A 24,187-nucleotide genomic window follows, 5' to 3' on the forward strand; every position below is an offset into this window, starting at 1 on the left:
CTGCTTCATTGCGGTATCTTTAATTTTTGACCGGGAAAAATCCAGTGGCCCGGCTGCCTGATATTTCGTTTACTTCGCTTGATCATCGCTGTTTTATTGGCGTTCCAAATTTTGCGCCATTGCGTGCTGTTCCCGTAAAATCTGCCGGCAATGTCCCAAAGCGTGTCTCCCTTTTTCACTGTATAGGTTTTCGGAGAGGCCTTTGACGGACGTTTTGCCTTTGTTTTTTTCTTTTGCTTGATTTTTCGGGGGGAAGCGGTTTTGTATTCTTTTAATTGAATATCAAACGAGCGATCACCGATATCCTGCTGGCCTTCGCTGTAGGAAAATCCCTCAATGCTGCAGGTCAGATTGACTTTTGTCCCCGTAATCAAAAACTGGACCGTTTTTTTGGCCTTCATCCATTTTTCAATTTTTGTTATCGCGTTTTCCGGCGACGGGAAGTTTTGATATTCAGCTATCGGGCTGTATTTCTTCGGAAAAAACGAAGAGAACGAAATTTCTTTCGCTCCCTGTTCGTCAATAAATGTAAGGTCACCAAACTTGGCTACTTTAACCGTCTCATTCTGAACCGTATTTGAAATATTCAGCTGGTCGGGAAGTACGGGGAGCCGCAGCTTGTCCTTCCCTTGTGAAATCCAAAATTCATATACGGATTTAGTCAAATGCAACGACTCCCTTCGTTCCAATATTGATATCCTTTTGCAGTTCGTCTATAAGCGCCTGCTTGATTTTCGCTGCAAGAGTTTCGGCGTCTTGTCCATTATGGAAGTGCTGGTCACCATTAAATTGAATATAAATTTCTTTTGATCCGGATACCGCTGTCGTTGGCCGGCTTGCCGAAGTAACAGCGGAGACTTGGCCTGAAGAAAGCTCAGACTGCTGGGATTGAGACGGATCTGTCACTTCCATACCCAGAGCTTGCGCTGCTCTCTGAAGGAGGTAGCGGCCGCGTATGCCTCGCTCCTCCGGAATGATCCATTCCCGCTTGTTTCCTTCACCGACACGGGCGATTTGTTCTTTTGTGATCAGTCCGCCGTTGGCATAACCGACATAGGGACCGCCACGTTTCAGGCTTTTAATGCCAGGTACATTATCAATTGAGCCGTATCTGCTTTTGATATAGCCGATAGCGGCAGCAGCGTTGTGAATCGGATTTCTAATGTTACCCATGCCCGGTGCTTTATGAGCATTAAATGTGGTCGGGACTGTCTGCATGAGTCCTTGTGATGGATTTCCCGCCTTCGCGTTGCTATCCCACAGGTTAATAGAGTTCGGGTTGCCTCCTGATTCATACTGAGCAATCGTCATCAATCCTGGAAGCCAGCTTAAAGGTGTCTTTGTGGCCATCATTGCAGCCATAAGCCACTGCTTCACATTTCCCCCTACTGCACCCATTCCGGAATAAGCAGCTGCCAGTGAACCGGCTTGCTTTTCAGCGTATTTTTTCACATCGACAGAATCCAATCCTTTTACTACCCCGACAGATGCAAAGCGACCGAGACTCATCATAACTCGAGAAGGCGAATGGATATCTAATTCTTCACGGAAAGCCTTCTCAACTTTTTTCGCGAGTTCCTTGGCAGCTTCATGGACTTCACTTGCCTTTGAAGTCATACCTGAAACAAAATTCCCGATCATGCCGCTACCCCAGCCGTTTGATGATTCTTTAGATCGCAAAAACGGCTTATTCACATGTGTATTTACATATTGATCAGTACCGGTTTGGGAACTATTTTGTCCTGAAGTAAATCCTTTGATTGTACTGCTTCCCCATGATGAAGATTTGTTTACAGTAGCTTGGAACGGTGTTTTGACTTTTGATTGTAAAAAGCCGTCTGTTCCGGTTGCTGTGCTGTTTTGCCCCTTAGCATAGCCGCTTACCATCTGTTTTCCGTAATTTGGTGAAGAAGAAATCATTTGTGTAAATGGCATATTGATGTTTTTCTTTTTCCAATCTTCCATTTTAACCGGCTGATTGCTGATGCCTTTACCAAAGCCTTCTGAAAATTGCTGTCCGAGTGTGGACGCTTGACCTGTCAGATTTGCAGTGTCCATTGATGGAGAGGCTGATCCTGATAACGGATTGGCAGCTGCTCCTCTTGAAACAGATACCGGGCTTCCAGCAGAAGACGAAGCGGTTCCCATATCGTCTACGACTTGCATACCTAGCTTAGACGCGGCTTGTGAAAGAAGCATCTTCCCACGGCCTCGGTTGTTATCAACTGGGATAACGAATTCCTTGCCGGCTTCACCGATCCATGAGATGGTGGGTTTGGTGATGTAGCCGCCTGTGGCGTTCCGATTCAGAGATTGTTGAAGAACAGTCATATTTGTTGGAGACTGAGAAAAAATGTTATTAGTAGTTGTTTTAGAACTAGCTTTACCTTTCGAACTCTTTTCACTTGTTTTTTTCTCTAGATGAGTAATTTCCTGTCCTCTGTTTGTTACATTTGTAAAGAAACCACCGACTGCATCTTTAACATATCCTATACCTGAACTAGCAGCATCTTTCAAATCAATTACCCATTGAAATTTCTCAGCAATTTTCTCTGCTACTTTAACCAATGGTTCTTTCACATGTTTATTAAACCAAGTTTCAATTCCATCCCATGCATCCTCAAAGAATTTCCTTGCATCATCAAATTTTTCTTTTATTGAAGTTTTAATATCTTCTACTTTTGTGACAATCGGGTTCCACACATTATCATAAAACCAATTCGATACACTGGACCAAATATCAGAAATAGTAGTCCATGCACCATTGATTTTACTCCAAATCCATGTTGCCGCAGTTGTTACTGCTTCACTCACAGGGTTCCACACATTGTCCATGAACCACGTTGAAACAGTAGACCATATGCCTGAAATAACTGTCCAAGCGTTACACAATCCAGTCCATATCGTTGTAGCAACTTTAGTAACTGCTCCGCTTATTGGATCCCACACGTTATCCTTAAACCATGGGTAGACAATGTTCCATACTGCCAAAATGCCATCCCATGCATAAGCAAACAAACCTACTATAAAATTAATTACGGGTACAGCTACATTATAAATAGGCGTAAACACATACTGGTCAAACCAAGTTGAAACTTTACTCCATGTATCTTCAATCCAAGTAATAGCACCATTGGCAGTATCAGAAATAGACTTCCATTTTCCACTCCACCACTCTTTGTTAAATAGTGAATTGCTTATGTTCTCCTTTAACTTAGAAGTATCAAACATCTTACCAATGTTCTTACCTGCTTCTTCGCCGCCTATTCCGCCTACTAAACCGCCGCCGACTCCGCCGATAGCTCCCCCGATTACTGTACCTTCCGGACCCACAAAGGATCCGATTGTCGCACCAGCCTCTGCTCCGGCAGTTGCTCCTGCTTCTGCGCCGGCAATGCGTCCTCCGATTGAACCAACCTTTTCACCAGCATTATCTTTATTGATTCCAGCTAGATCGAACATTGCTAAAGCAGATCCTACGTATGGAACAGCCTTACCCATTCCTCTGAACGCTTTTCCTAGTTTGGATGAATCCTTCCCTAGCGATTTTAAGCTTCCGAGCCAGTTCTTGAACTTCGAACCAGAGGACCGTGGCGCACTTTCACCGGATGTGCCGCTCTGGCGTCTTCTTATTACCTCTCCAGGAACCCTAAGTGTTCTGTTTGGAGCCTTTGTCGGGCTTTTCTTTTTTTTATAGGTTTTTCTATTTTTACTGCCCGGACTGTTACCCCCGTCTTCACAGCAGCAACAGCAACAATTTCCTCCTGTATTACGGTTAAGGACTTTATTATCCGTTTCAGAATTTTCACCAGAATCGTCCTTTTTTTGAGGTCCTAGAATTTTATCAATGATCTTATCAAACACATCATTTTTCAGCTTTTCTATCAATCTTTCTTTGAAACGATCCAAAAAAGCTTTGCCTATTTGGTTGAGCGTATCCTTAATCCAAGGCCAAGCTGACTTTGTCCACCAATCCTTCAGCCATCCTTTGATTTTCCCGACCCAGCCAGGTTTTTGATCAGAACTTTTGTCAGCGCCTTTATCCGAAGCTTTGTCTGATTCTTTCTTAGATTTGTCTTTATTAATCGGGCTTTCTTTTTTATTGATTTTGTCTGATATTTTTGTCTTAACAACGACCTTTACATAATAGGTTTTTTCAAATTTCTTCAAAAGTGCTGTTAATCGATTCACTGTTTTTGTAATTTCATCGATAACTTTTAATTTGACTGTATATCCGTTTTTCAAATTTTTCTTGATATAACCAATAATCTTTTTAACGGCTGAAGTAACCTTGTCATCTGGAACCAAAAGGAATGATAGTTTTTGTTTAGATAGCATCTTCTTTATTTTTTTGTACGCAGCTGCTGTCCGGTCTACCAAAGATACAGTCAGCTTCTTTTCTTTCGGCAACCGTTTTAGTTTTTGTTCAATCGCTTCCAGCTTTGAAGTGGCTTGGTCATCAAGTACAACTTTGATTTCAAGTGATTTCGCGAATTTCAAAATAATGTAGTCATTTATTTTTCTCAGCCGGTAAAATGCCTGATCTTCTGCTCTGATACTAATTTTGATTTGCCGATTAATGGTCTTTACTTTTTTTTCGACCTCTTGGAATCCTTTATGTATCCGTTTTAGTTTTTTAGATACCTTGTCTTCGAGATCAAAGCGGGCTGTTAATTTTGCGATTTTAATTCCCTCCTCTCCTTGATTCTTTTTCTAATAGATCTAACTTATATCCAATCAACCCAAATAAAAGAGCTTTAAAGTGCTTTGGTGCTTCATATAATTCAAGAAGCTGGGATGGCGAATAATGAAGTTCATGCATTGCATAATACAAATACACAGTTTCCTTATCGCCATCCTTTACTAGTTTTTTGCTTCTTCTTCTAGATCTTCAAGATCATCTTCAAAACCATTGATTTCAATTGCTTTATTCAGCCAGTTTGCATATTCTCCTCCCACCGATAGTACACGTTTGGCGACTTCCACCGGGTCTGCTGTTTTGTATGCCTCTCTTAAATCTTTTGAACGAAAATCCGGATAAATAGTGGATTCGATGGCAATTCTCGCATAAAAACGCTGGGAGTCTAAATCTTTAACGCGTCCGCGGCCTTTCACATTTTTAAATGTTGTATTTTCTTTCTCCAGTTCATCAATTCGTTCGGTGGTAATTGGTTTTAAAATAAACGGTATGACATTCCCTTTTTTATCAACAAAACGTTTAGAGATCGGCACTTTGATTTCTTCGGCTTCGATTGTTTTTCCCGGCATAAAAAAGGAAAGATCATATACGTTTTCGTTCTTCTCGCTCATGTAAAAAACTCCCTTATCTTTAAATTGATTTCATCATTTACAAACAGACCTTTCTCAGAAAGGTCTGCTTATGGCTTGTTCAGTTTTGATTAAAACGTGTCAGAAAGCTTTTCAGGCACGTCGAAGTCTTCAAATGTAAACGGAACTTCTTCCTCTAATGCTTCTGAATCGACATCGAGGCTGGCGATTTTTGCGGAGTCGAAGTTTACGTCGTAAAGCGTGACTCTTTCTGTTCCTCTTCCGGAAGATTTATCATCTAACACAGCCTGCAGGGTGAAATAAGGATCGCTGCCTTTTTTGACGTAATCCATCATAAGGATCACAAATTTTGATGTGACTTTGTAAAACGTCGCTGTGCCTGTTCCGTTTGCGCCTGTTGTTTTATGGCCTGTCATGCGACGGCCCATAATATTTACTTCAGACTTGTTTTTCTCCACATTTGCTTCAAATGTTTTGATATGCGCCATTTCTTCGCCATCGAGAAATAAGCGTCCTTCTTTACCTGAAATCGTGTTTTGTGCTTTTAATGCCATATTAGTTTACCTCCACATTAAAGTAGAATTTTTCTGCCGCGTCGACAGGCTGTACAGCAAGGTCAATCAAGAAGCCGTCACGGTCTTCATTCATTGAAATTGTGATATCTTGATCAGAATCAAAACCGGTAATGCCGCCCGCATCCTGAAGTGTTGTCATGTATTGCGTAATCATCGTTTTCACATACTGAAGCCCGTCTTCAGAGGCCGGGATGTCGCTTCCGCTTCCCTTTCTTGATTTGATTAATGCTTTCAGCTCGCGTGTTAAATCGTTATTGACTGCGTCGAGTACACGGACGATTTTGTTTTTCGCAAACTTCTTGTTTTTCTCAGCCGTAAACGTGACAAGTGAGTTAATGTCTTTTTCTACGCTTACCGATTTATCGCGGGCGTCAAATGTGAATAAAAATTCGCCTTTGGCTAAGCGTTCCACAATCGCGTCGTGGTCAAGGCGGTTTAAGACATCAACGGCACCTTCATACTCCACAAATGTGAGAGATTGGTTAAAGGTTGCTCCCGCACTTGCGCCGGCTACCCACGCCGTCGCTTTGTCCGGTGTCACTTCTGTTCCATCTTCCAGCAGCACACCTTCTGTCACGTTGATGATGCCTTCATAGTCACCGCTGTAGTTGGCTGTTACCCCTTGGACTTTTTGCCCTTGCCCGTCACGCAGACGCTTAATGAATGCGGCAAAGGTCGCCTTCAGCTGATCTCCTTCTGCAACCGGCAAAGCGATGACATCAAAGCTCTCCGTTTCAGCCGCAGCCAAGAAATCGGTATAGTCTGAGTTGAACGGCGCTTTATCTGTACCGCCGGATAAACGGATTCCCGCAGATGCGTTCAGCGTCTCGGCAGCCGTGTCTCCCTCTGATCCAGTCAGCGGAATTGAAGAGGAAAGATCTCCTGTTCCGGTAAATGTCACATAGCCGTTTGCTGTTAATTCTTCAGCTTTTTTGACAGTCTGTTTATCCACTTCTGATTCATCCATATACGTTGTGACATCAAATGACGCTGCATCCAGTACATTTTCATTAATGCGGATGATGATGTCATTCCCTTTTGATCCGCCGTATAAAGCAGTCGCTTTAACGCCTTCGGCAATATCGGCAGATGCTCTGACGCCTTCAGTGAGGCGGTACATCAATACCGTTTTCGCGTTTTTCTTCGCTTCACGCAACAGTAATAAAGATGGATCGTCGATGCTGAGACCCACTTTTTTGTTTAAATCCTCCACGCTTGAAATGGAGACGAATGTTTTCGCTTCGCCCCAGCTTGATGCGACCGGAAGTGCGACCGTCCCCCGTTCACCGAGTGACACCCGTTCCTGTGCCGTCGTTTTAAAATTGAAATAAATGCCTGCACGGTCCTTTTCTTTTCCTGCTGTAAATGTTCCGCCATTCATTATTGCATGACCTCCTTAGTTAAAAATGTTTGTATCAATTGACTTGCCTCTGATTTCGTCAGGCGTGTTTTGTCCACGCCAAATAAAGCCCCCTGAAGGATCTCCGGCTTAACGCCGAACAGTTCCTTTGCGTGCTTGATCAAATCCGCTGTATCAAAAAGAGCTTCCCGGCTCTCTGTATGTACAGCCTTCGCTTGTTTCTGCTTTGCCACCGCTATTTCACCCCGCTGTTCATATCGATATCCTGTAAGACAGGCTGTTCTGTTTTATGATAATAATATCGGCTGCTCCACCTGATCACCATGACCGCCTCGCCCCTGTCTCCCACCCTTGTCTCAATTCGGGTGATGCGAAGCATATCCCCTGTCTTCTCACCGGATTCACTAAGCAGCGGAACTATATTTCTCGCTTCTCTGATGGCATCCGCCAGCCTGTCCGCTTCATCCAGCGCCTGCACGGAGTCAAGATGAAACAGCTTTACATTGAGACTGTAGGTTTTTTTAAATGTGGAGACTGTATCTGTTTCTTCAAAAACAGATGGCGCAGGGACATATAAAGACGGCACTTGAAACTGATCAGGCAGCTCGCTTTCATAAATGGGAACAGACCACTGGCTGTACAAAAAAGCCATGATCGATCCTGTTTCGCTGTTCATCCGGCTCCTCCTTTACATCTTTTTCAGCCACTGGCGCAATTTATGTTCCATTGATTTTGCAAACAGCTGTTCATATAGAAGCAGTGCATGCTCCCAATAGCTCGTGCCGGGTATCCATTTTTTCTTGAGTGCCATGCCTGTGGAAGAAGCCGGATCATAGATAAACCGTGAGCCTTGAAAATGCCCCGGCACCCATCTCACATCGTCCGCTTTCGACGTCCAGTGGCCGTCATTGAGAAAAGAGGCATATTCAAGCTGGGTCCCGACCTCAAGTGAGAGTCCGCCGCTTTGTACCTTCCAGAGGTTATCCTCTGAGCCTTTCTGAAAGGAGCTGAGCAGTTTTTCTGTATCTATCGTTTGCGTGCTGATGAGTTCAGATTGTACGATCTCCAGAAAATCTTGCCCACACTCTTCAAGCCACCGGGACGCCTCGCGGGAAAAACCGCCGGATGCCGCTTCTTTTAACGATGCGTTCAGCTTTTTAAGTCCCGCTATCTTCATAGACTTTCATCTCTGACAGCGATGACTTCCCAATGATGGTGTCTGATCTTTTTTGGCAGCTTCAGAATATAGCTGTTGTGTTGCCAAATGATTTTGTCGTTCATCCGGATATCCGCAGAGAATGGAAAATGGACAAGCAAGCTGTGATACACGGTTTGATCAGGCTCCTCCTGAATCAGCTGCTGCGTTTTTTCTGTAAAGTAGCAAGGGACATTTTCTTCATCAGGTGTATTCGGATATGAAAATACCGGCTGAAGCTTGTCCGCCGGAATTCCGAATCGTCCCGCCGGCGGCGGCTGCGCTGTTTCATGAAAAATATCACAACGATGGATCAGCATCTGCTGATAACTCATAACGACCGCACCTTCAATCTGGCAGACTCCGGAACATAGTCCGGTGCGATAAACTCTTCCAGCAAATGATACACATCGGGCTTTTGAATGCCGGCTTCACCGGAAACCGTGTAGGAGTAATCCCCCATTTTCTCAGACTGATATCTTGATGCGGCTGATTCGTCGCTGTTTACTAGCGCAAAGTATTGGGCGAGCTTCAGCAAAGCTAATCTCGCCTTTTCAGGGAGCGGGTCGTAGATGCTGTCTGTAAAGCTGTGCCCTGTAATGAGGGCCGCTTCCGATTCCGCCTCGATGATATCCTGCGCCAGCAGTTCTTCCGGCCTGTTTTTCACCTGGTCATAGACCGAATAGGCGGTAACGTCCGTCGGTTCGATGAGCATATAAGCTGGCCACCCCATTTCGATTATTCTTTAACGTTAATTAATTTAGCGCAGGCATCCTCTTCCTCGAACTTGCTGTCCAGCTTCGCCGTTAAGACAATGATGAACTTACGGGAGCGGATATCCTTGTCGACTTCAATTCGAATATTGCGTGAGAAGCCGAGAATGATATTTTTCGGATGTGTCAGAATGATATCGGACGCATCATATTGCGCGTCTCCCTCTCCGACTGCGTACGGCTGGATATTGGATACCCCTTTTACCGGTACGCCGAATGCTGTGGACAAGCCGCCCTGAACAGCCTGGTCCCCAAGATTTGTCTGGCGGTCCGCCACGCGGTCCTTCCATTCAACTTCTAAGCCGTGCGATGTATAGAATCTGAATTCCTGAGGGATGCGCAAATATTTTGGCGGAACAGCCTTTAAGCCTTTTTTAAATGTCGCTCTGGACAGTTCTTCACCATTCATATCGACGATGTGGGACACTGCTTGTTTACGGATGCCGTCCAGCTGCGCCAGGTATGGATCTGCTGATGCAGTATCTCCGTTTACGATCAGCTCTTCAATATCAACTGCCGCCCGCTCTGCTAAAATTTGCATGATCGTTTGCTGCAGTCCGCCTTTTTCAATATTGTTTTCGAGCGTGTCGTACGTAATGTTAATTTCCGCAATGACTTCCTTTGTGTTCAGCTGGACAGTGCTTGTCGTCGGAACCGTCAGTTCGTCTGCTGTCAGCGCCTTTCCTTCTTGAGCCGCGCGCAAAATACGCTGGCCGAAACCGATTTTCTCAAATTTTTGCGAATCGTTTTCCATTTGAATCACACGGGATTCACTGAAAATCGTCGGCGTGTTTTGCACCATGCGGATAAAAGCTGATGCTTGTGCAGGGTTCATGAGCCCGCCGCTTTTTAAAGCAGAAAGCGACATTTCCGCTTTCCGAATGATCTCTTGATTTCTCAATTGATTTCCTCCTCTTTGACTGGTTTACAGCAGTCCGCTCCAGATTGATTTTTTGACTTGCTCTGTATTGCCGGCCGCATCGTCCGCCGTCTGTTTAGAGGCTCCCCGAGCTTTTTCCAGGGCCTCAATGCGTTCGATCAGCGGGGCAATCATGTCCTCAACGAGCTTCTTCAGGCGCTCGTCATCTCCCGTCTGCTCCGGTTTTTCCTCTGTTTCTGTGTTTTTTTCAATTGTCTCCAGCCGTTTGAGCAACGGATACAGCGCATGCTCGATTGATTCCCTCATGTCTTCTTTCCTCATTTCTTCAGTCTCCTTTCCTGTTTTGTCGGCCAGCAGCTGCTTAAACACGCTTAGAAATCCGGCTTTTTCAACCGGTTCTTCTTCATATACATCAGCAGTGCCCGCCATGCTGTAGCCGGTGATGATGCCGGCTTTGATTTGTTCCCACACCTCATCTGACGCTCTTGTCACAAGCACCCACGAGCCCTTTGTAATCCGTTTTGTTCCGATGATAAAATCATCGGGCGCCACATAGGATTCAACGACCACGCCTGTGCCGCCTTCAAAGCTGTGATTAATATCAATCTCCCGCGCGTCTGCAAGAAAGCCATGCGCCGCTTTTTCAATTTCTTCTGCGGTCATATAGTCGCCGTGGGCATCTGGAACATCAGGCTCATACACAATTCCGTATACGAGCTTTTGTTCATCCTGCTCGCTTTTCGTAAACAGCCGAACTTTTTTTTCAAATGACGGAGGTTCGGCTGACTTCGTAAAGAAAAATTCTGTCTGGTTTGCCGCCTTGTCCACATAGCTGACAAAGCTGATTTTGGCATTTTTCAATTCCCGCGCCACCTGCTTGATTCACCTCCCTTCAGGACGTTTTGATATCTTCGATGCTGTCCTTCAGCTCCTGCATAAGTGCTGTCAGATTTGTCTTTTCAGCATCCTGTCCGGCAGGGCGTTTGTAAATGTCCTCCGGCCACTCCTCAAGCGTTTTGCCGAGCACCCGTCCGGCAAGGTCTCGCAAATCATTCGGCGAAACGGCTCCAGCTGTAATAAAAGGACCGAGCACTTTCGCAATCTCAAGCGGATCACGAAAGTCCGGTCCTTTTAATGTCAGCCTCACATCATGAAGATTCAGCTCCGGCAAAAGCAGTGTGTTCAATTTGTTGACAAGCGTTTTCCGCTCTGGCTGAAACACCTGCTCCTCCGTAATTTTTCTCGCTGTATCAGCCGTAGCCCGGTTGTATTCCTGAGCTTCTCCCGTATAAAGCGGCGGCAGACGGAAAGCAGAGCGCAGCTTATTTCTGCTTTTTTCATCATATTCAAGAAACAAGGCGTCGTTTTGCAGGATTTCCGCAAGGGATTTGATTTCCACAGAAACCGGCGTGATATCTTCACCGCCGTGAAGGTCCTTCTCCTTCGCGATGCCTTCCGCCTCAATCAGAAGAAATTTATGGGCGTTTTCCACACCTTCAAGGTCATTCATATACTCCTGCAGTTCCCGGTAAGAAGCTTCAGACAGCATCCCGTTTTCCACCGTAATCGCAGCGGGTACGTGACGCCCCTGCTTAAAGTACATAAAATTGAGCTCTTCCGCTTTCCGGGCGCCGTATAAATTGACGATATTGCCTACCCAGCGGGGCACGCCGTATACGCCGCTTCCGATTTTAAGATGGATCACTTCGTTTGCTTGGTGCTTTTCAGCCAGTGTGCTGACATATTCGCCCGTGCGCATGTCCATTTTTCGGGGATCGCCGTATTCTTTGAAAAATACTTTTTTTCCATTGATCATCTGCACAAATTTCCGAAACCGTTTTTGCCTTTTGATTCTCTTCACTTTTCCGTTTTCTTCATACATAAAAGATACTTCGACAGGCTCGCCGGCTCCGCATACGCGCATATATTTCACATCCAAATATTCAATGCCGGCCGGTTTTCCCATCCCGTCGCGAAGTACTTCCATAAAGCCGTTTCCGGTTTTTTCCCTGTCTTCAATGGCATAGCCTAAAATCATTTCAGCAGATTCATCAAAGTGAAGGCATTTGTAAAAGGCTTCAAGTCTGGCCCAGTCTTTTTCTGCTTTTTTCTTTTTCTCCTGGTCGACATCCGTGGCGTTGACATCAAACGTGTACTCCACATCAAAACCAAAACCAGTAATATTCACTCTGTACGCATCAATGCATTGCTGAAGAATGGTTGAGTATTCAGCAATTGTTTTGAGCTCGGTGATATTGTAGGGCGGAGCGATGATATCCTCTCCGTACAAATCAGAAAAGTCGTCTTCATAAATTTGCTTTGTCTGAGGAGCAGATGCATTGGCTTTTAAAACCGTTGCTCTGACTGTTTGATTGTGCGGCATTTATGACCTCCTCCTTTCTCGGTTCGGACGGATTCGTTTTTGCGCTGTTTCCTTCACATCTGCGACCTCATAATCATCGAGCGCATACCAAATAGCAGAAAGCGTATGCGGGTCAATCGTGAATTCATCCTCAATCAGCGCGCCGTTTTTATCTTTGGCGTACGTCAGTGTCTTGAGCTCATAGATGACATTTTCACAGCGGTCCGAACAGAAGATCTTTTTGAAGCGTTTCACCTTTTTGGTGTATTGAAGCCTGGAGCCGGGAAACTTCCTGGCTCCGACCATCCGAAAACCCTGCTGGCGGAAATATTGAATGCTTTTCGGCTCAGCAGAGTCGGCTTTGATCATTTCCTGTGTTTCAGCCAATTCCCGCAGCTCCTCAGCGGTCCTGTCATCTGTCATTTTGTTTTTATAATACTCCCAATAAATGTAGAGATATTTCTTATCAGGATCGACGGCGAGACGGACGACAGCATTGTAGGATTCTTCGAAACCAAAATCCATGCCTGTGCGAAGGATCGGCTGGCTGATGGCGGCAATACGTTCTTCAATACGGTCGTGCGGGAGCACCTCAAACTGCGGCAGCACCCTGATTCCATTGACGCCGAACCTGCCTTTACGGGCAATTCGGTATAAGTCAGGATCATATTCCTTCAGTCCGTCAAGCTGCCTGATATAGCTTTTCGGGAGAAAGAGGTTGTCGTTTGCCGTGGAATGATGGTAATACGTATCTCTCCTGACAAGTGTCCGCTTTTCGTAAAGCTCGCTGTCATCCAGCACAAACCGCTGATTGCGTTCATCCCGAAAAAAATGCCGGTACGTCCAATTGGAGGTGCCGACGGGATTGGTGGTGCAAATCATGTGCAGCTTCAGCTCAGGGTGGCGAAGACGGCCGATTAATTCCTTAAAGCCTTCATACTTCACCTCAGAGCACTCTTCAATCCATATTAAAGAAATGTTGTGAACAGATTTCAGCTTCGCCGGGTTGTCCATTCCTTTGAACATGATCCGGCTGCCGTTTTGAAACCGCAGCTGAAGCGGGGAAGAAAGTGCTGCGGCTGCCTTCGAGAGACCAAGCTCTTCAATCACCTCTTCAAATAAAGCGAAGGTCGAATCCCGGTGGGTATCGAACACCTCGCGTATGACGAGCGCCGTCCGCTTTTCCTTCAACAGCTTTAACACGATTTTCAGCGCCGTATGATAGCTTTTTGATGAGCCGTAGCCGCCGACGAGAAACTGGTACGTCTGCTCCCAATTGAACACGTAATCTTCAAAATGAGGATTGATTTCTTTTACAATCATGCCTTGTCCTCTTTTCGTTTGATCATGATTTCAATTGGCTCGCGGCCGTCATCAGTTTTTTCCGCTTTTTGTTTCGCGAGCTTTAACTTCTCATTTTCTATTTTTTGTTTAAATTGATCCGGAAACAAATCAAAGTATAATGACAGCTTTTCAAGTGCTTTCATCTTATCGGCAAGCTTAATGGCGATGCCTTCCTTGCCGAGCTTTGCCTCCGTGACAATGGTGCCGTCAACGAGACCGGAGTCTTTGACGTCGACAAAGCTGATTTCCTTCATGATCGGGTTATCATCTTCATCAAACAGCGGTCCCGACTTTCCGACGGCCTGCACCTCTTTTTTGCCAAAGGTCACATAATCCGTGATATCGGCGAACGCGATTTTGACATATACCTGCAAAACGTCCATCGCTTCAATAAACACTTCATTCACCATTTCTTTTTTTATCCGCCTGATTTCAGCGGCAACCTTTTCATTCTTTAACAGCCGGCAGCCCGTCACATGGGCGCTGTCCGGAGAATAGCCCGCCTTGATCGCTGATTGTGTCGCATTGAAGCTTTTTACGTAGTACAGGCAGAACAGCCGCTGCCGTTCATTTAATTCATCGTTTTCTATGCGGCGCTGCTTATGTCCGTTTTCAGAAAACAAGGCTTCTTTCCATCCGTCCTGTTTTTTCCAGATGCCGATTGTTTTCGCCGAAACGCCGATTGTGTCTGCAATGGCCCTGTTTGTGATATTTCCCTGATGGTGCTGATAGATTGCTAATGCTTGTTCTCTCTGTTGTGTTTTCATGCTACGGCATCACCGCCACCTCCAGCATGGATTTCTATTCATAAAAGCGGCCGGTTATGCCGGCCGCTTATGTGTCATGCTCTTTTCACTTATAGGTGGCAAACGTATGACAAGCCTTCAGGCAAGCGATCGGTTCATTTCCTCCTGCTGTCTTTGCATCTTTAATAAAGCCCGTTTGATTGTTGTCTGCACAGTTGATTTTTTGACGCCAAGAAGATCGGCAATGCGTTCATAAGAAAAGCATTCCACCTTGTGCAGCAAAAACATTTCTTTCTCCCTGTCCGTTAAAAGGGATAAAGCTTCTCGGATTCTCTCCCTGTCTTCCTCAGATACCTGTCCGTCCGGCTCAAACATCATATCGCAAGAAAATGATTCTATGATTCTTGGATCTTTGATCATCAGCCGCTGATACGCATCACGCCGGTCAATCGCCCGTCTGATGCCGGGCTGTCTTCCTTTTTCAAGCCATTCTGTTACATATTCAAGGTCTGTGATGATGTTTCTGATAATCTTTTTATCCTTCATGTCCTCAGCTGAGAGCACTGATTCATCTGCTTCAGCGAGCGGTTTATATTGTGTTCTTGTTTGTTTTAATGTGCGTTTATATTCAAATAATAAGTCTAGCATTCTATGATTCCTCCTCATTTGTGCAATAAAAAAGCGGACACCAATCAACGCACAAATGCTGTGCATGTTGATCAGTGTCCGCAGGCTTTCCGTCTTGGACGTATTCTTTTTTCGCTTTAGTTTAATTTGTAGCCGATTTCAAATTCTACTCGGGCAAGGTCTCCCTTTCTCGTTTCAACAAGCGTTTTCCCGTGCTCCGGAGCTTCTGTGATCCAGGCTTCATGCTTTATGCCGTCGACTATAATAACGCGGATTTTCCCATCCTCAAGCTGGCTGTCGAGCGTGATGGAATCTATATTTACGAGTTTTTTAGGGTTGATCATGTGTCATTTCCTTCCTTTCGGGTTCAGCGCTTTTGTTGGCTGCTTCTAATACCTTTATGATGTGCTCCTTTGAATGAGCGGAATTCCCGTTCAGAAAATCAAGCGCCGCTTTAGCCGCTTCCTTCAGCTCAGGTGCGGCTGCCATCAAGTTGGCATTGCTTATTTGCGAAAAAGAGCTGAGGTCAAATACAGCGGCGATCAGCCGGCCGTTTGAATAAGGGAATCTCTCTTTTTCTTCTTCACTGTAAGCAGAATAGATATAAATTGGCTTCTCATCCCCGCATGCGACAGCACGCCACGGCGCAGGACTCATTTCAAATTGTTTTGTTTCCGGCATCTGCTTCACTTCCCGTCATCCTTGTACCATTGTTCGATGTTTTTTTCTGTCCGCTTCGCCCGAAACAGCAACGCGAACAGAGCAGCCAGCTGTTTAATCACGGGCATTCAGCCCCGCTTTTCCTGCTGTCAGCATTTGTTCCAGCTTTTGAATAACCGGCGTTAAATCATTGCCGGACCGGCAGTTCGGACATGGATGAAAAACCGCTCCGATCCCGGTATGTTCAACAATTACTTTCTTTGTCTTACAGAGCTTGCACATTATCTGATGCCCTCCAATCTATGATTCAGGTCATACGCTGTTCCTTTGATAATCACTAAATAATCACTGCACATTTCATAGATTCTCGTGCCGATCGCTTCATCAACCCGGACGAGCGTTTCAATCGTAAGCTCGCTTGAAAGCAGAATCGGTTTATGATTTAAGTAGCGGTAGTTCAAAACGGAATACATTTGTTCCAGCTGCCAATCAGTGGCGCGCGGTTTGCCGTTTACCGGTTTAAAGAGATCATCAATGAACAGCACATCTGCCTGCTTTATTCGATTCAGCTTGGCTTCCAAAAGATCAAAATCATTTTTTAAATCAGTAAAGCCTTCAACGAACGGAAAATAAATGACCGGCACATGGCGCTTTCTCATCAGGTCATTGGCCGCAGCGGTAAGAAGATGTGTTTTCCCGGAACCAGGCTGACCCAAAAGGGCGATGCTGTTTTTCCGGCTGTCCTTGATTTGTTCATAATCCGCCACAAACTCTTTGGCGCATTCAAACGCGTCCTTGACGGCCTGTGGCTTCCCTTGGGTGCGGAATTCATGGAAGCCAAGCTGTCTGAAAGCAGGTGTAATTTCACTTGCGCCAAGCAGCCGTTTCACTTTTCGTTCTGCCATACAGCTGCACATTGTCCACACTTCCAGACCGTCTTGCCGGCTGAGATATCCTCCCTGATCCTTGCAGCGCGGACAATCATACCGGCTTGCGTCTGATTCGGCCGGTTTGTCCGCCAGTAATGGACGTCTCCCTTTTCTCAACTCGTCTAAAATCTGCTCGATTGTATGTTTTGTCATTACTTTCATTCCTCTCATGTTGTATTGCGGCGGTCTTTTTGGCTTGCTGCGCGAAAAATCGGTCTTCGATGAATTTCGAACAGTAGCGAAAGGCCTTTATCGTTTCTGAAGCAGCAGTTCGCCGGTTTTCAAAAGCTTGAAAACATTCCTCAAGCCATTTGATTGTTTGCGTTACGGGAACGCCGATGGCGACAATACGGGCGATGGCTTGATAATCTCTGGAGGAAGGATACACGGTGCGTCCTTCTTGAGCCGACCGTAATTGTGTAAACCGCTTCGCAATGTGATCCACTGCATCATCAGCAGCAGTATATGTTTTTGCTTTATCTATATTAGAGCGGTCTTCTTTGTCCTGTGCCAGCGGCGAAAATGACCGCTCATTATCGCTGCGGTGTGCAGTTTTGTCCGATCTGAAGCTGAATTTTTTAGAGTGCTTCACAGAAATCATGAGTCCGTATGGCGCGCGGGCAGCCTTTATGTATCCATGGCTTTCAAGAAGCTCCAGCCATCTTCTGACTGTTTTTTCACTTACACCGAATACGGCCGCCATCTCTCTTGCTTTTAATGGCTTATGGCCGAGCACAATTCCCCAGCTCACGCCGTCCTTTTCAATTTCTTTTGTCGTTGAGCTGATAAACCAGAGAAACAGCCACAGGGCCGAGCCTATTTTGTCATAATGTTCTGAATTCAACAGCCCTGAATACATAGGAAAAGGATAGCTTTTATCCATTTTCATTGCGTTTCACCTCTTCTTTTAACAGCAAGTACGCTTGAAATTGTTCTCGATTTTCAAAATGGAATACCGGAAGGCCGCATGCCGTAAAAGAAATGGAGCCGCCGGATTGTCCGAGATGGCGCTGATCTATCGGATGTTCACTAAAAACGATTTGAATCGGATGCATGTGATCACTCCCCCGATTTGTTTTTGATACAATTCGTATCAACTGTTACCAAGTATAAACGATACATTCTGTATCATCAAGTTATTTTTGATACTTTTTTTATCATAACTTTATTTTGATACAGATTGTATCTATAATCATAAGTAACTTAGGGAGTTTAAAAAAGAGAGGTCATAGTATGATAGGCGGCAGATTGAAGAGTCTCAGAGGGAAAAGGACACAGGAAGAAATCGCATCTCACATCGGTGTATCGCGCGCACGATATTCTCATTATGAAAACGGGCGAAGCGAACCTGATTACGACACACTGCAAAAGCTGGCTGATTACTTCCAAGTGACAACGGATTACTTATTAACAGGAAAAGAAAAAAAATCTGATGATGATATGTTTTCTGATCCGGACTTGCAGCTCGCATACCGGGATATGCAGGATTTTTCCCCTGAAAGCAAACAGCAGGCCATCGAATTTATCAACTATTTAAAAGAAAAAGAGAAAAACCGGAAATCGAAAAACAAATAAATATTTCTCTGTTCTCTAAAACATATAAAAAATAGACCGATATAAAGAAAAAGTGTTTATTTTTTAAAGAAAAGGGAAAGATTTCAACACACTTTTTAGTCCTAAACGGGCTTTTCTTTCTCGCTACAAACAGAACATATGTTCGAAAGGGAGTATTCAATTGGGCGATTACTTATCACATCTGGAGGAATACGTAAAAAATTTATACAGCCGGCTGGGCATCACCTCTCCCCATCACATTGACATGCTGAAAATCGCAAACGATCTTGATATATGGGTTCATTTCGAGGATATGGGAAGCATGATGGTGAAATACGACGGCATGTACAGTATCATATTGAACCAAAGAAAGTCCCAGGAAGAGCAATGGGAGGATTTTGGCCATGAACTGTGCCACGTATTAAAGCATGCAGGCAATCATTTTCAGATGAACAAGCTCTTCAGGGAGCTGCAGGAATTTCAGGCGAACCAATTTATGTACCACTTCTGTGTGCCAACCTTTATGCTGTTGCAGATGGAACTGCCGCAATGGAGAAGTCAGGCTCTTGCAACCATTGCGACGGTATTCCGGGTGACAAAGGACTTTGCTGAGAAAAGACTTGAAATGTTTGAACGGCGTAAAGCAGGTATTCAATTTCAGAAGCGGCTTGCTTATTTATTATCTGATAAGCGGCCAAAAGCGGAATATGAGGAAGATCAGCCCCCATTACAGGTAGCGGAAGCAAAAGCACTGTACAATATCAGAAGGCGCGGCTGACATGAAAATGGGCTGGGGACATATGTCCTCAGCCCGGCAGAGTAACTAGCATTTTGACATGGGAGGCATCGTATCATGCAACCACTTCGGTGCCGGTTTAAGATGAGGTTCCGGACCAAATGCAATCGGAGCCGGTATATATCTGAATTCTCCCCGGCCGTCAAATGATTCGCCATGAGCCCACCTTCCCTGTGAGCTTTCATCCCCTCTGGAAAAGTTAAACAGGTCATAGGATACTTCCTGCTTTTCTAGCTCACGCGGAAATGTCGTGGGAACGACAATATCCCGTTCTCTTTCTTCCAGCTCTTTAATCGCTGCATACCACATATTTTGATGATAAGTATCCCTCGCAATCAAAAATGACAGCATATCTCTTACCCCGGGATCATCAGTCATGGCGTAAAGCCGTGTCACCTGAAGGCGCCCCTGGGCTTCCGCATTTAAGTTTGCACGGAAATCCGCCAGCAGATTTCCGCTTGAGATAATGTATTTTGCATTCCACGGATAGCCCTCACTATCTGATGCCATCGCACCCAAGCCGGACACAATAGCGTGCTGAGGATTCATCCCTGACATCACTGCTGCAATAGCGGGGTTGCTTTTGTAAGCATTCTCCTGTACATCAGCGGGAGCATCATCCAGAAGCCTGGAAATCATCGTAGCCAACATTTCCACATGTCCGATCTCTTCCGTCCCCACATCACATAGCAAATCTTTATACTTGGCATCCGCCCTGCAGGTAAAACCCTGAAACAAATATTGCATCATCACACTAATTTCACCAAATTGGCCGCCCAGCACCTCTTGGAGCTTTTTCGCATAAACAGGATCCGGATGGGAAGGCTTTGCCTGATACTGAAGCTCTTTAATATGATAAAACATCGTTTATTCCTCCCTGCGCATTCAAACAATCACAGCATATGAAGGAATAGGCAGTTATTGCAGGTCCTGCTTGCTTCTTCCATAAAAACCAAGCTTAACGGCATTCACATATCGAGAAAAAAGATTGTTTTCTATGTATTGTCCCTTACGGCAGCCAAAATTGTGAAACAGCGCGCTCCGCTGCGCCGTACTCAATTCCAGCTGCAGCCCCATCTCCCTTTTCGTCCGATTGACGATATTTTGCGGATGAACACCTGCCAGCCGGTCTTTTTCACTGACCAGTTCCGCACTGAAACCTGCCTCATTCAGCAACTCGCAAATGGCTTCTGCTTTTATCCGATCCGCGCCCCCGACCAATGTATGCGGCTTTTTCAGATCATGATAGCCGTGAAATGCCAGCGCGAATCGGTGGGCGTTTACTTTTTCTATGGCAAGCGGTTCATCAAAACGAGTGCTTGTCAGGTGGAGCGAACGGTTGTTGCGCTGCTTCAATCCTTCAAAGATATAAATGGAACTTTGATCAGCAAATGCCCGCACCAGTTCGCTGACGCCCGGCTCAATTCTTCCGCCGTGAGGGCCGATGACAATATGCTCGCTCCCGCTGTTCTCTTCATAAATAATCCGGTATTCCGATTCAGACGCAGAAAGAGATAAAAAACTGTCATACATATCTTTCATGTTAAGCGCTCTCCTTTATCAGTCAGCACCAGTTTACTCTACTCATCTATGAATGAAAACCTTTTTATCGTATTTCCATATCAGGAGATATATGAAGGGATTTATCGATATCTTGCTGGAATGTGTCAACTCTTTCAACAGCTGAGGCGATAGAAAAGTAAGCACTTATTTTACTAGAAAGAAAAACTGCGGCGTTTAAATGGGGGCCTTATGCGGTCGATCTACAGGTGGATTAAGTATAAATGTTATAAATCATTCTTTTAAAAGGCTTATGTAAGCTGGCACGCTATCCATTTTTATCAGTTTGTTTTTGAAAACAGCCTTTTTTTGATAACGAATACATTTGACCATACCATCTCTTTTTTAATCCATATAATAAAACTGATCAAACATTAAAGGAGGCGTTAGTATGGGTTATTATAAAAAATATAAAGAAGAGTATTACACTTACAAAAAGAAGTACTACAAGAAGTATTACGACCACGATAAAAAGTATTATGATGATCATGAGAAAGATTATGATTGCGACAAAAAATACTATGACCATGACAAAAAATATTATGACCACGGCAAAAAGTGTTATGATCATGACAAGCATGACTATGATTACAAAGTAGAATATAAAAAGTATTACTAAACCTTTAACGTTCTATTTCTTTTCCCCGGTGATCACCGGGTCTTTTTATTTTCTATTTTATTGCTCGAAGGTTTTTTGCTTTTCTAGATTTCTTGTTAACTTTATGCCTAGCAAATTGTTCATAACTCTTAACATCCTATTGTGGCGCGGCGCTCTCCTGCTGTGCCAAATCAGTCAAAAGGTTCTTGCTGCCGTTTGTATGTAAGGTAAAAAAGGAAGCTCCATCCAAGTGAAGCTTCCTTTTTTCATTATAGTTTTTGTTCAATTTTAGCTTTCGTTTTCGGCCCGTAAATGCCGTCTGCCGTTAATCCGCTGACAGATTGAAAGCGTTTGACAGCATTTGCTGTTTTTGGCCCATATACACCGTCCACCCCATGATTCTTCGCCCCTTTATCAGGATAAAAATAAAGAGCTGCCAGCGCAGTCTGAACCTGCTTTACTTTTGTGCCTTTTGTCAGCGGGCTCGTTACTTTGATTACCCCCGATGGCAGCGGATAAGAGGATGCGGCATGGCTTTTAGAGGAAGAGGCAGTCCCGGAAAGCTTGATCTCCTGTCCGACTTTAATGTAATTTGGATCAGTGATGTGATTTAAGCTTTGCAGAGTTTTCACACTGATACCGTGTGATGCTGCGATGCCGGACAGCGTATCTCCTTTTTTCACATGATACACTTGCGCAGAAGGAGAAACCTTTTTCGCTGAGGCGCTGCCGTTTAATTCCGCTTCAATTGCCGCCTTGACTTGCTCCCAGCGCCCCTCTGATAAAATGCGGTGCGGGCAGTATTTTCCGTTCCAGTCTTGGTGCTTTCTGACTCGATCAATTCCCCAGCCCCGCTCCTTCAAAAGCTGTGCCACAAAAGAGATCGCCAATGCCTCGGCTGCCTCGTACTTTGGGCCTCCCGATTTGCTGTAGCAAATTTCAACGCCAATCGACTTGCGGTTGCCTGTACCGTTTGTGCCGTCACCAGTATGCCAAGCGTTACGGTTAAGCGGCAATCCCTGAATCACCTCTTTATCATCAACCGCGAAATGAAAGCTTGTCGAGCTGGTGTTCCCGATCATGTAGCTAATTTCGTTGGCAGCGGACGCGTCGTTTGCCGTGTTGTGAATGGTAATATATTCAGCGGACATCGCATTCGGGCATTTCAGCGCGTACTTTGCCTCAGAAACCAAATTTTTCTTCACTTGAATGCTCACCTATCATCTCTCCTTTTTCTTTTTTCATCAATAGGTGGCATTCGTAGGACGAAAAGCACCGCTATATGGATAATTGTGCTAAGCTAAAGTTCAAAAGGAGGAGACATTCTTGAATACGTACTTAATGCTGACTACGAGAACAGATCAATTCAATCAGAAGCATGCAGCCGGACACTATGAATTTTTGGACCGTCTGCAGGCAGAAAAACGCTTAAAAATGTTCGGGCCTTTCAGCGACGCCACAGGCGGAGCCTACGTCATCAAAGCGGGCTCACTGGAAGAGGCGCGCGAAATCGGACAAGCTGATCCATTGGTGTTCAGCGGGTCCTCTGAGCTGACCATTAAGGAATGGAAGCTGAAATAAAAAAGACCCTTCCGCAACCGGAGGGTCTTTTTTTGTCATCATCATGTTTGATTGCGTGCCGCGATATGAAATGTTTTTCCCTCTGTATCTGCTGTTTCTCCTGCATGGACCATCACCTGAGTAAAGCTGAACCCGACCGCAACGAGCAACAAACCTGTCATCCATTTAGATTTCATATAAACAATCTCCTCTCTGGATTTGTTTTTGTGCGTGCACCATTTTCTCATAAAAGGAAAGTGCTTTTTCAGGCTGTCCATTCTCTATATAGTATTGGGCAGCATCATGCGCCAGCTCTTCAATGTAAGGATACAGCATATGTTCTTCAAGAAATTGAAAGGTGTGTGAGACTGATTCTGTGTCAATGTTTTTTCCGTATAACGCATGTAAAAATTGAAAAAGCTCCACGAATAATTCATCACTATACTGACGGGCGATTTCCAATCCTTGACGATATTGCTTTTGCGCTTCGGCATCATTTTTTTGTTTATACAGAACTTGTGTTAATGAGTAGATAGAATGCGGAAGATTATCGAACTTTTCCGACTTGCAAATAGAAACAGATTTCTCAAAGTATTCGGCTGCCTTTTGCAGTTCACCCATTTTCTCGTAACAGTTCCCGAGATTGTAAAGGGCCGAACTGATCAGGCGGGGATTGCCTTCTTTCTTTGCAAGATCTAAAGCCAGTTCTAAATGGGGCAATGCTCTTTCTGGATACTGCATATCATCATAATTACCTGCAATAACGAATTCACATTGGATTCTGCGGACAGTGTACGTTTCATACATCTGATACGTTTCTAACGCCTGAACGGCATAGCTCATAGAGACATAAGTCTGCTTTAAATTGTAAAAGATCTCAGCCATTTTAAAAGCAAATTCAGCTTTTTCAATGTCGTCTGACACAAGGGCAAGGTTCTTTTCTGCCCTCTTATAGTACATCATGGCACTGACAAACATTTTCTGCTTAAATTCATACATCCCGCGAAAAAAGTTAAAGTAGTATTCGAGCAGTCCTGTCAGCTTGTACTGATTCCCCTCGATGTCTTCTAATAATTCTGAAAACTCTAGCTGCGAGGTGTCCTCTCCCAAAGGCTTAATGTAATCCAGCATAACACGGTGCCTAAATTCCATTAAAGAATAATACAGCAGCAAATCTTGATCTTCTTCCATATCCTCGATTTCTCTTTCTACTTCGAGCTTGACCCGTTCGGCTTCAGCTACGTGAAACTGCCGGATATGGGTATACCATTCATTAATTTTAAGCCCGACATAAGAGGACGGAATAGTCTGCTTCATCCTCAATTAATCCCCCCTTTTATATACCCGAGATATGTCATATTTTATCATATTTACAAGAA

32 protein-coding genes are annotated in these 24,187 nt (G+C 44.7%); 4 read left to right on the top strand and 28 right to left on the bottom strand.

Annotated elements, in window-relative coordinates; genetic code table 11:
- Nucleotides 1–5: 5 nt before the first annotated feature.
- The 23 genes from DIC78_RS03105 to DIC78_RS03215 all read right to left on the bottom strand — a co-directional run bounded on the left by DIC78_RS03105 (nucleotide 6) and on the right by DIC78_RS03215 (nucleotide 17,795).
- Nucleotides 6–665, bottom strand: a complete 660-nt coding sequence (locus tag DIC78_RS03105) for a LysM peptidoglycan-binding domain-containing protein (protein ID WP_106020454.1) — start codon at nucleotides 663–665, stop codon at nucleotides 6–8.
- Entirely contained in the window at nucleotides 658–4,683 is a 4,026-nt protein-coding gene (locus DIC78_RS03110; protein WP_127695410.1) for a transglycosylase SLT domain-containing protein, read from the bottom strand. The genes DIC78_RS03105 and DIC78_RS03110 overlap by 8 nt, the downstream gene beginning before the upstream one ends.
- A gap of 1 nt (nucleotide 4,684) precedes the next feature.
- Complete coding sequence (locus DIC78_RS03115; RefSeq protein WP_003239113.1) at nucleotides 4,685–4,834, bottom strand: hypothetical protein; 150 nt, start codon at nucleotides 4,832–4,834, stop codon at nucleotides 4,685–4,687.
- A gap of 29 nt (nucleotides 4,835–4,863) precedes the next feature.
- A complete protein-coding gene (locus DIC78_RS03120; protein WP_003232676.1) occupies nucleotides 4,864–5,310 on the bottom strand; it encodes a phage tail assembly chaperone in 447 nt (148 codons plus the stop codon).
- Between the two features lie 89 nt (nucleotides 5,311–5,399).
- Nucleotides 5,400–5,843: a phage tail tube protein gene (locus DIC78_RS03125; RefSeq protein ID WP_003220592.1), complete on the bottom strand. Its 444-nt coding sequence runs from the start codon at nucleotides 5,841–5,843 to the stop codon at nucleotides 5,400–5,402.
- A gap of 1 nt (nucleotide 5,844) precedes the next feature.
- Nucleotides 5,845–7,245: a phage tail sheath family protein gene (locus tag DIC78_RS03130; protein WP_127695412.1), complete on the bottom strand. Its 1,401-nt coding sequence runs from the start codon at nucleotides 7,243–7,245 to the stop codon at nucleotides 5,845–5,847.
- Nucleotides 7,245–7,457: a YqzN/YkzM domain-containing protein gene (locus tag DIC78_RS03135; RefSeq protein WP_059336109.1), complete on the bottom strand. Its 213-nt coding sequence runs from the start codon at nucleotides 7,455–7,457 to the stop codon at nucleotides 7,245–7,247. Before DIC78_RS03135 ends, DIC78_RS03130 begins: the two co-directional genes overlap by 1 nt.
- Nucleotides 7,458–7,459: 2 nt before the next feature.
- Entirely contained in the window at nucleotides 7,460–7,900 is a 441-nt protein-coding gene (locus DIC78_RS03140; RefSeq protein ID WP_106020456.1) for a phage tail terminator family protein, read from the bottom strand.
- 12 nt (nucleotides 7,901–7,912) lie between these two features.
- Nucleotides 7,913–8,401, bottom strand: a complete 489-nt coding sequence (locus DIC78_RS03145; protein WP_095713498.1) for an HK97 gp10 family phage protein — start codon at nucleotides 8,399–8,401, stop codon at nucleotides 7,913–7,915.
- On the bottom strand, nucleotides 8,398–8,754 hold the full coding sequence (locus tag DIC78_RS03150; protein WP_127695414.1) for a YqbH/XkdH family protein: 357 nt from the start codon (nucleotides 8,752–8,754) through the stop codon (nucleotides 8,398–8,400). Before DIC78_RS03150 ends, DIC78_RS03145 begins: the two co-directional genes overlap by 4 nt.
- Nucleotides 8,751–9,134, bottom strand: a complete 384-nt coding sequence (yqbG, locus tag DIC78_RS03155) for a protein YqbG (RefSeq protein ID WP_024121067.1) — start codon at nucleotides 9,132–9,134, stop codon at nucleotides 8,751–8,753. Before yqbG ends, DIC78_RS03150 begins: the two co-directional genes overlap by 4 nt.
- A gap of 23 nt (nucleotides 9,135–9,157) precedes the next feature.
- The gene (locus DIC78_RS03160; RefSeq protein WP_024121066.1) at nucleotides 9,158–10,093 is read right to left on the bottom strand and encodes a phage major capsid family protein; all 936 of its coding nucleotides are present in this window, start codon (nucleotides 10,091–10,093) and stop codon (nucleotides 9,158–9,160) included.
- A gap of 24 nt (nucleotides 10,094–10,117) precedes the next feature.
- Nucleotides 10,118–10,945: an XkdF-like putative serine protease domain-containing protein gene (locus DIC78_RS03165; protein ID WP_024121065.1), complete on the bottom strand. Its 828-nt coding sequence runs from the start codon at nucleotides 10,943–10,945 to the stop codon at nucleotides 10,118–10,120.
- 19 nt (nucleotides 10,946–10,964) lie between these two features.
- On the bottom strand, nucleotides 10,965–12,455 hold the full coding sequence (locus tag DIC78_RS03170) for a phage portal protein (RefSeq protein ID WP_024121064.1): 1,491 nt from the start codon (nucleotides 12,453–12,455) through the stop codon (nucleotides 10,965–10,967).
- Complete coding sequence (locus tag DIC78_RS03175) at nucleotides 12,456–13,757, bottom strand: PBSX family phage terminase large subunit (RefSeq protein WP_106022248.1); 1,302 nt, start codon at nucleotides 13,755–13,757, stop codon at nucleotides 12,456–12,458.
- The gene (locus DIC78_RS03180) at nucleotides 13,754–14,545 is read right to left on the bottom strand and encodes a terminase small subunit (protein ID WP_024121062.1); all 792 of its coding nucleotides are present in this window, start codon (nucleotides 14,543–14,545) and stop codon (nucleotides 13,754–13,756) included. The genes DIC78_RS03175 and DIC78_RS03180 overlap by 4 nt, the downstream gene beginning before the upstream one ends.
- A gap of 117 nt (nucleotides 14,546–14,662) precedes the next feature.
- Complete coding sequence (locus DIC78_RS03185; protein WP_044156254.1) at nucleotides 14,663–15,172, bottom strand: sigma-70 family RNA polymerase sigma factor; 510 nt, start codon at nucleotides 15,170–15,172, stop codon at nucleotides 14,663–14,665.
- Between the two features lie 116 nt (nucleotides 15,173–15,288).
- A complete protein-coding gene (locus tag DIC78_RS03190) occupies nucleotides 15,289–15,495 on the bottom strand; it encodes an XtrA/YqaO family protein (RefSeq protein ID WP_010333893.1) in 207 nt (68 codons plus the stop codon).
- Nucleotides 15,482–15,832: an XkdD/Y8K6 family phage-associated protein gene (locus DIC78_RS03195; protein WP_411810461.1), complete on the bottom strand. Its 351-nt coding sequence runs from the start codon at nucleotides 15,830–15,832 to the stop codon at nucleotides 15,482–15,484. The genes DIC78_RS03190 and DIC78_RS03195 overlap by 14 nt, the downstream gene beginning before the upstream one ends.
- A 93-nt stretch (nucleotides 15,833–15,925) precedes the next feature.
- Complete coding sequence (locus DIC78_RS03200; protein ID WP_024121058.1) at nucleotides 15,926–16,093, bottom strand: hypothetical protein; 168 nt, start codon at nucleotides 16,091–16,093, stop codon at nucleotides 15,926–15,928.
- The gene (locus DIC78_RS03205) at nucleotides 16,093–16,893 is read right to left on the bottom strand and encodes an ATP-binding protein (RefSeq protein ID WP_082687928.1); all 801 of its coding nucleotides are present in this window, start codon (nucleotides 16,891–16,893) and stop codon (nucleotides 16,093–16,095) included. Before DIC78_RS03205 ends, DIC78_RS03200 begins: the two co-directional genes overlap by 1 nt.
- Nucleotides 16,793–17,629, bottom strand: coding sequence for a phage portal protein (locus DIC78_RS03210; RefSeq protein ID WP_106022251.1), 837 nt, complete (start codon nucleotides 17,627–17,629; stop codon nucleotides 16,793–16,795). Before DIC78_RS03210 ends, DIC78_RS03205 begins: the two co-directional genes overlap by 101 nt.
- A complete protein-coding gene (locus DIC78_RS03215) occupies nucleotides 17,616–17,795 on the bottom strand; it encodes a hypothetical protein (protein WP_024121055.1) in 180 nt (59 codons plus the stop codon). Before DIC78_RS03215 ends, DIC78_RS03210 begins: the two co-directional genes overlap by 14 nt.
- Before the next feature lie 178 nt (nucleotides 17,796–17,973).
- On the opposite strand from DIC78_RS03215, the gene xre reads away from it, so the two are divergent.
- Together xre and DIC78_RS03225 are read left to right on the top strand one after the other, a co-directional pair.
- A complete protein-coding gene (gene xre, locus DIC78_RS03220; protein ID WP_106022252.1) occupies nucleotides 17,974–18,315 on the top strand; it encodes an HTH-type transcriptional regulator Xre in 342 nt (113 codons plus the stop codon).
- Between the two features lie 160 nt (nucleotides 18,316–18,475).
- On the top strand, nucleotides 18,476–19,072 hold the full coding sequence (locus DIC78_RS03225) for an ImmA/IrrE family metallo-endopeptidase (protein WP_095713506.1): 597 nt from the start codon (nucleotides 18,476–18,478) through the stop codon (nucleotides 19,070–19,072).
- A gap of 45 nt (nucleotides 19,073–19,117) precedes the next feature.
- On the opposite strand, the gene DIC78_RS03230 is transcribed toward DIC78_RS03225, so the two are convergent.
- Both DIC78_RS03230 and DIC78_RS03235 read right to left on the bottom strand, forming a co-directional pair.
- Complete coding sequence (locus DIC78_RS03230) at nucleotides 19,118–19,954, bottom strand: manganese catalase (RefSeq protein WP_127695418.1); 837 nt, start codon at nucleotides 19,952–19,954, stop codon at nucleotides 19,118–19,120.
- Nucleotides 19,955–20,008: 54 nt separating this feature from the next.
- On the bottom strand, nucleotides 20,009–20,632 hold the full coding sequence (locus DIC78_RS03235; protein ID WP_024121051.1) for a poly-gamma-glutamate hydrolase family protein: 624 nt from the start codon (nucleotides 20,630–20,632) through the stop codon (nucleotides 20,009–20,011).
- Between the two features lie 409 nt (nucleotides 20,633–21,041).
- Here DIC78_RS03235 and DIC78_RS03240 point away from each other — a divergent pair, with 409 nt between their 5' ends.
- Entirely contained in the window at nucleotides 21,042–21,269 is a 228-nt protein-coding gene (locus tag DIC78_RS03240; RefSeq protein ID WP_024121050.1) for a hypothetical protein, read from the top strand.
- Nucleotides 21,270–21,517: 248 nt separating this feature from the next.
- Here the strand turns inward: DIC78_RS03240 and DIC78_RS03245 are convergent, their stop codons facing one another.
- Nucleotides 21,518–22,465: an N-acetylmuramoyl-L-alanine amidase gene (locus tag DIC78_RS03245; protein ID WP_106020465.1), complete on the bottom strand. Its 948-nt coding sequence runs from the start codon at nucleotides 22,463–22,465 to the stop codon at nucleotides 21,518–21,520.
- 109 nt (nucleotides 22,466–22,574) lie between these two features.
- Here DIC78_RS03245 and DIC78_RS03250 point away from each other — a divergent pair, with 109 nt between their 5' ends.
- The gene (locus DIC78_RS03250) at nucleotides 22,575–22,829 is read left to right on the top strand and encodes a YciI family protein (RefSeq protein ID WP_044156268.1); all 255 of its coding nucleotides are present in this window, start codon (nucleotides 22,575–22,577) and stop codon (nucleotides 22,827–22,829) included.
- A gap of 41 nt (nucleotides 22,830–22,870) precedes the next feature.
- Here the strand turns inward: DIC78_RS03250 and phrA are convergent, their stop codons facing one another.
- Nucleotides 22,871–23,005, bottom strand: coding sequence for a phosphatase RapA inhibitor PhrA (gene phrA / locus DIC78_RS03255; RefSeq protein ID WP_024121047.1), 135 nt, complete (start codon nucleotides 23,003–23,005; stop codon nucleotides 22,871–22,873).
- A complete protein-coding gene (gene rapA / locus DIC78_RS03260) occupies nucleotides 22,995–24,131 on the bottom strand; it encodes a response regulator aspartate phosphatase RapA (protein WP_081638280.1) in 1,137 nt (378 codons plus the stop codon). The genes phrA and rapA overlap by 11 nt, the downstream gene beginning before the upstream one ends.
- Nucleotides 24,132–24,187 lie beyond the last annotated feature (56 nt).

Origin of the sequence: Bacillus halotolerans, assembly GCF_004006435.1 — a bacterium.
In the GTDB taxonomy this organism is placed as follows: domain Bacteria; phylum Bacillota; class Bacilli; order Bacillales; family Bacillaceae; genus Bacillus; species Bacillus halotolerans.

Bases quoted from the DNA above. Each gene is read 5' to 3' on its own strand.
- DIC78_RS03120 (WP_003232676.1), bottom strand. From the start codon at position 5,310: ATGAGCGAGAAGAACGAAAACGTATATGATCTTTCCTTTTTTATGCCG.
- DIC78_RS03125 (WP_003220592.1), bottom strand. From the start codon at position 5,843: ATGGCATTAAAAGCACAAAACACGATTTCAGGTAAAGAAGGACGCTTA.
- DIC78_RS03130 (WP_127695412.1), bottom strand. From the start codon at position 7,245: ATGAATGGCGGAACATTTACAGCAGGAAAAGAAAAGGACCGTGCAGGC.
- DIC78_RS03140 (WP_106020456.1), bottom strand. From the start codon at position 7,900: ATGAACAGCGAAACAGGATCGATCATGGCTTTTTTGTACAGCCAGTGG.
- DIC78_RS03145 (WP_095713498.1), bottom strand. From the start codon at position 8,401: ATGAAGATAGCGGGACTTAAAAAGCTGAACGCATCGTTAAAAGAAGCG.
- DIC78_RS03150 (WP_127695414.1), bottom strand. From the start codon at position 8,754: ATGAGTTATCAGCAGATGCTGATCCATCGTTGTGATATTTTTCATGAA.
- yqbG (WP_024121067.1), bottom strand. From the start codon at position 9,134: ATGCTCATCGAACCGACGGACGTTACCGCCTATTCGGTCTATGACCAG.
- DIC78_RS03170 (WP_024121064.1), bottom strand. From the start codon at position 12,455: ATGCCGCACAATCAAACAGTCAGAGCAACGGTTTTAAAAGCCAATGCA.
- DIC78_RS03175 (WP_106022248.1), bottom strand. From the start codon at position 13,757: ATGATTGTAAAAGAAATCAATCCTCATTTTGAAGATTACGTGTTCAAT.
- DIC78_RS03180 (WP_024121062.1), bottom strand. From the start codon at position 14,545: ATGAAAACACAACAGAGAGAACAAGCATTAGCAATCTATCAGCACCAT.
- DIC78_RS03185 (WP_044156254.1), bottom strand. From the start codon at position 15,172: ATGCTAGACTTATTATTTGAATATAAACGCACATTAAAACAAACAAGA.
- DIC78_RS03190 (WP_010333893.1), bottom strand. From the start codon at position 15,495: ATGATCAACCCTAAAAAACTCGTAAATATAGATTCCATCACGCTCGAC.
- DIC78_RS03195 (WP_411810461.1), bottom strand. From the start codon at position 15,832: ATGCCGGAAACAAAACAATTTGAAATGAGTCCTGCGCCGTGGCGTGCT.
- DIC78_RS03200 (WP_024121058.1), bottom strand. From the start codon at position 16,093: ATGTGCAAGCTCTGTAAGACAAAGAAAGTAATTGTTGAACATACCGGG.
- DIC78_RS03205 (WP_082687928.1), bottom strand. From the start codon at position 16,893: ATGACAAAACATACAATCGAGCAGATTTTAGACGAGTTGAGAAAAGGG.
- DIC78_RS03210 (WP_106022251.1), bottom strand. From the start codon at position 17,629: ATGAAAATGGATAAAAGCTATCCTTTTCCTATGTATTCAGGGCTGTTG.
- DIC78_RS03215 (WP_024121055.1), bottom strand. From the start codon at position 17,795: ATGCATCCGATTCAAATCGTTTTTAGTGAACATCCGATAGATCAGCGC.
- xre (WP_106022252.1), top strand. From the start codon at position 17,974: ATGATAGGCGGCAGATTGAAGAGTCTCAGAGGGAAAAGGACACAGGAA.
- DIC78_RS03230 (WP_127695418.1), bottom strand. From the start codon at position 19,954: ATGTTTTATCATATTAAAGAGCTTCAGTATCAGGCAAAGCCTTCCCAT.
- DIC78_RS03235 (WP_024121051.1), bottom strand. From the start codon at position 20,632: ATGAAAGATATGTATGACAGTTTTTTATCTCTTTCTGCGTCTGAATCG.
- DIC78_RS03240 (WP_024121050.1), top strand. From the start codon at position 21,042: ATGGGTTATTATAAAAAATATAAAGAAGAGTATTACACTTACAAAAAG.
- phrA (WP_024121047.1), bottom strand. From the start codon at position 23,005: ATGAAATCTAAATGGATGACAGGTTTGTTGCTCGTTGCGGTCGGGTTC.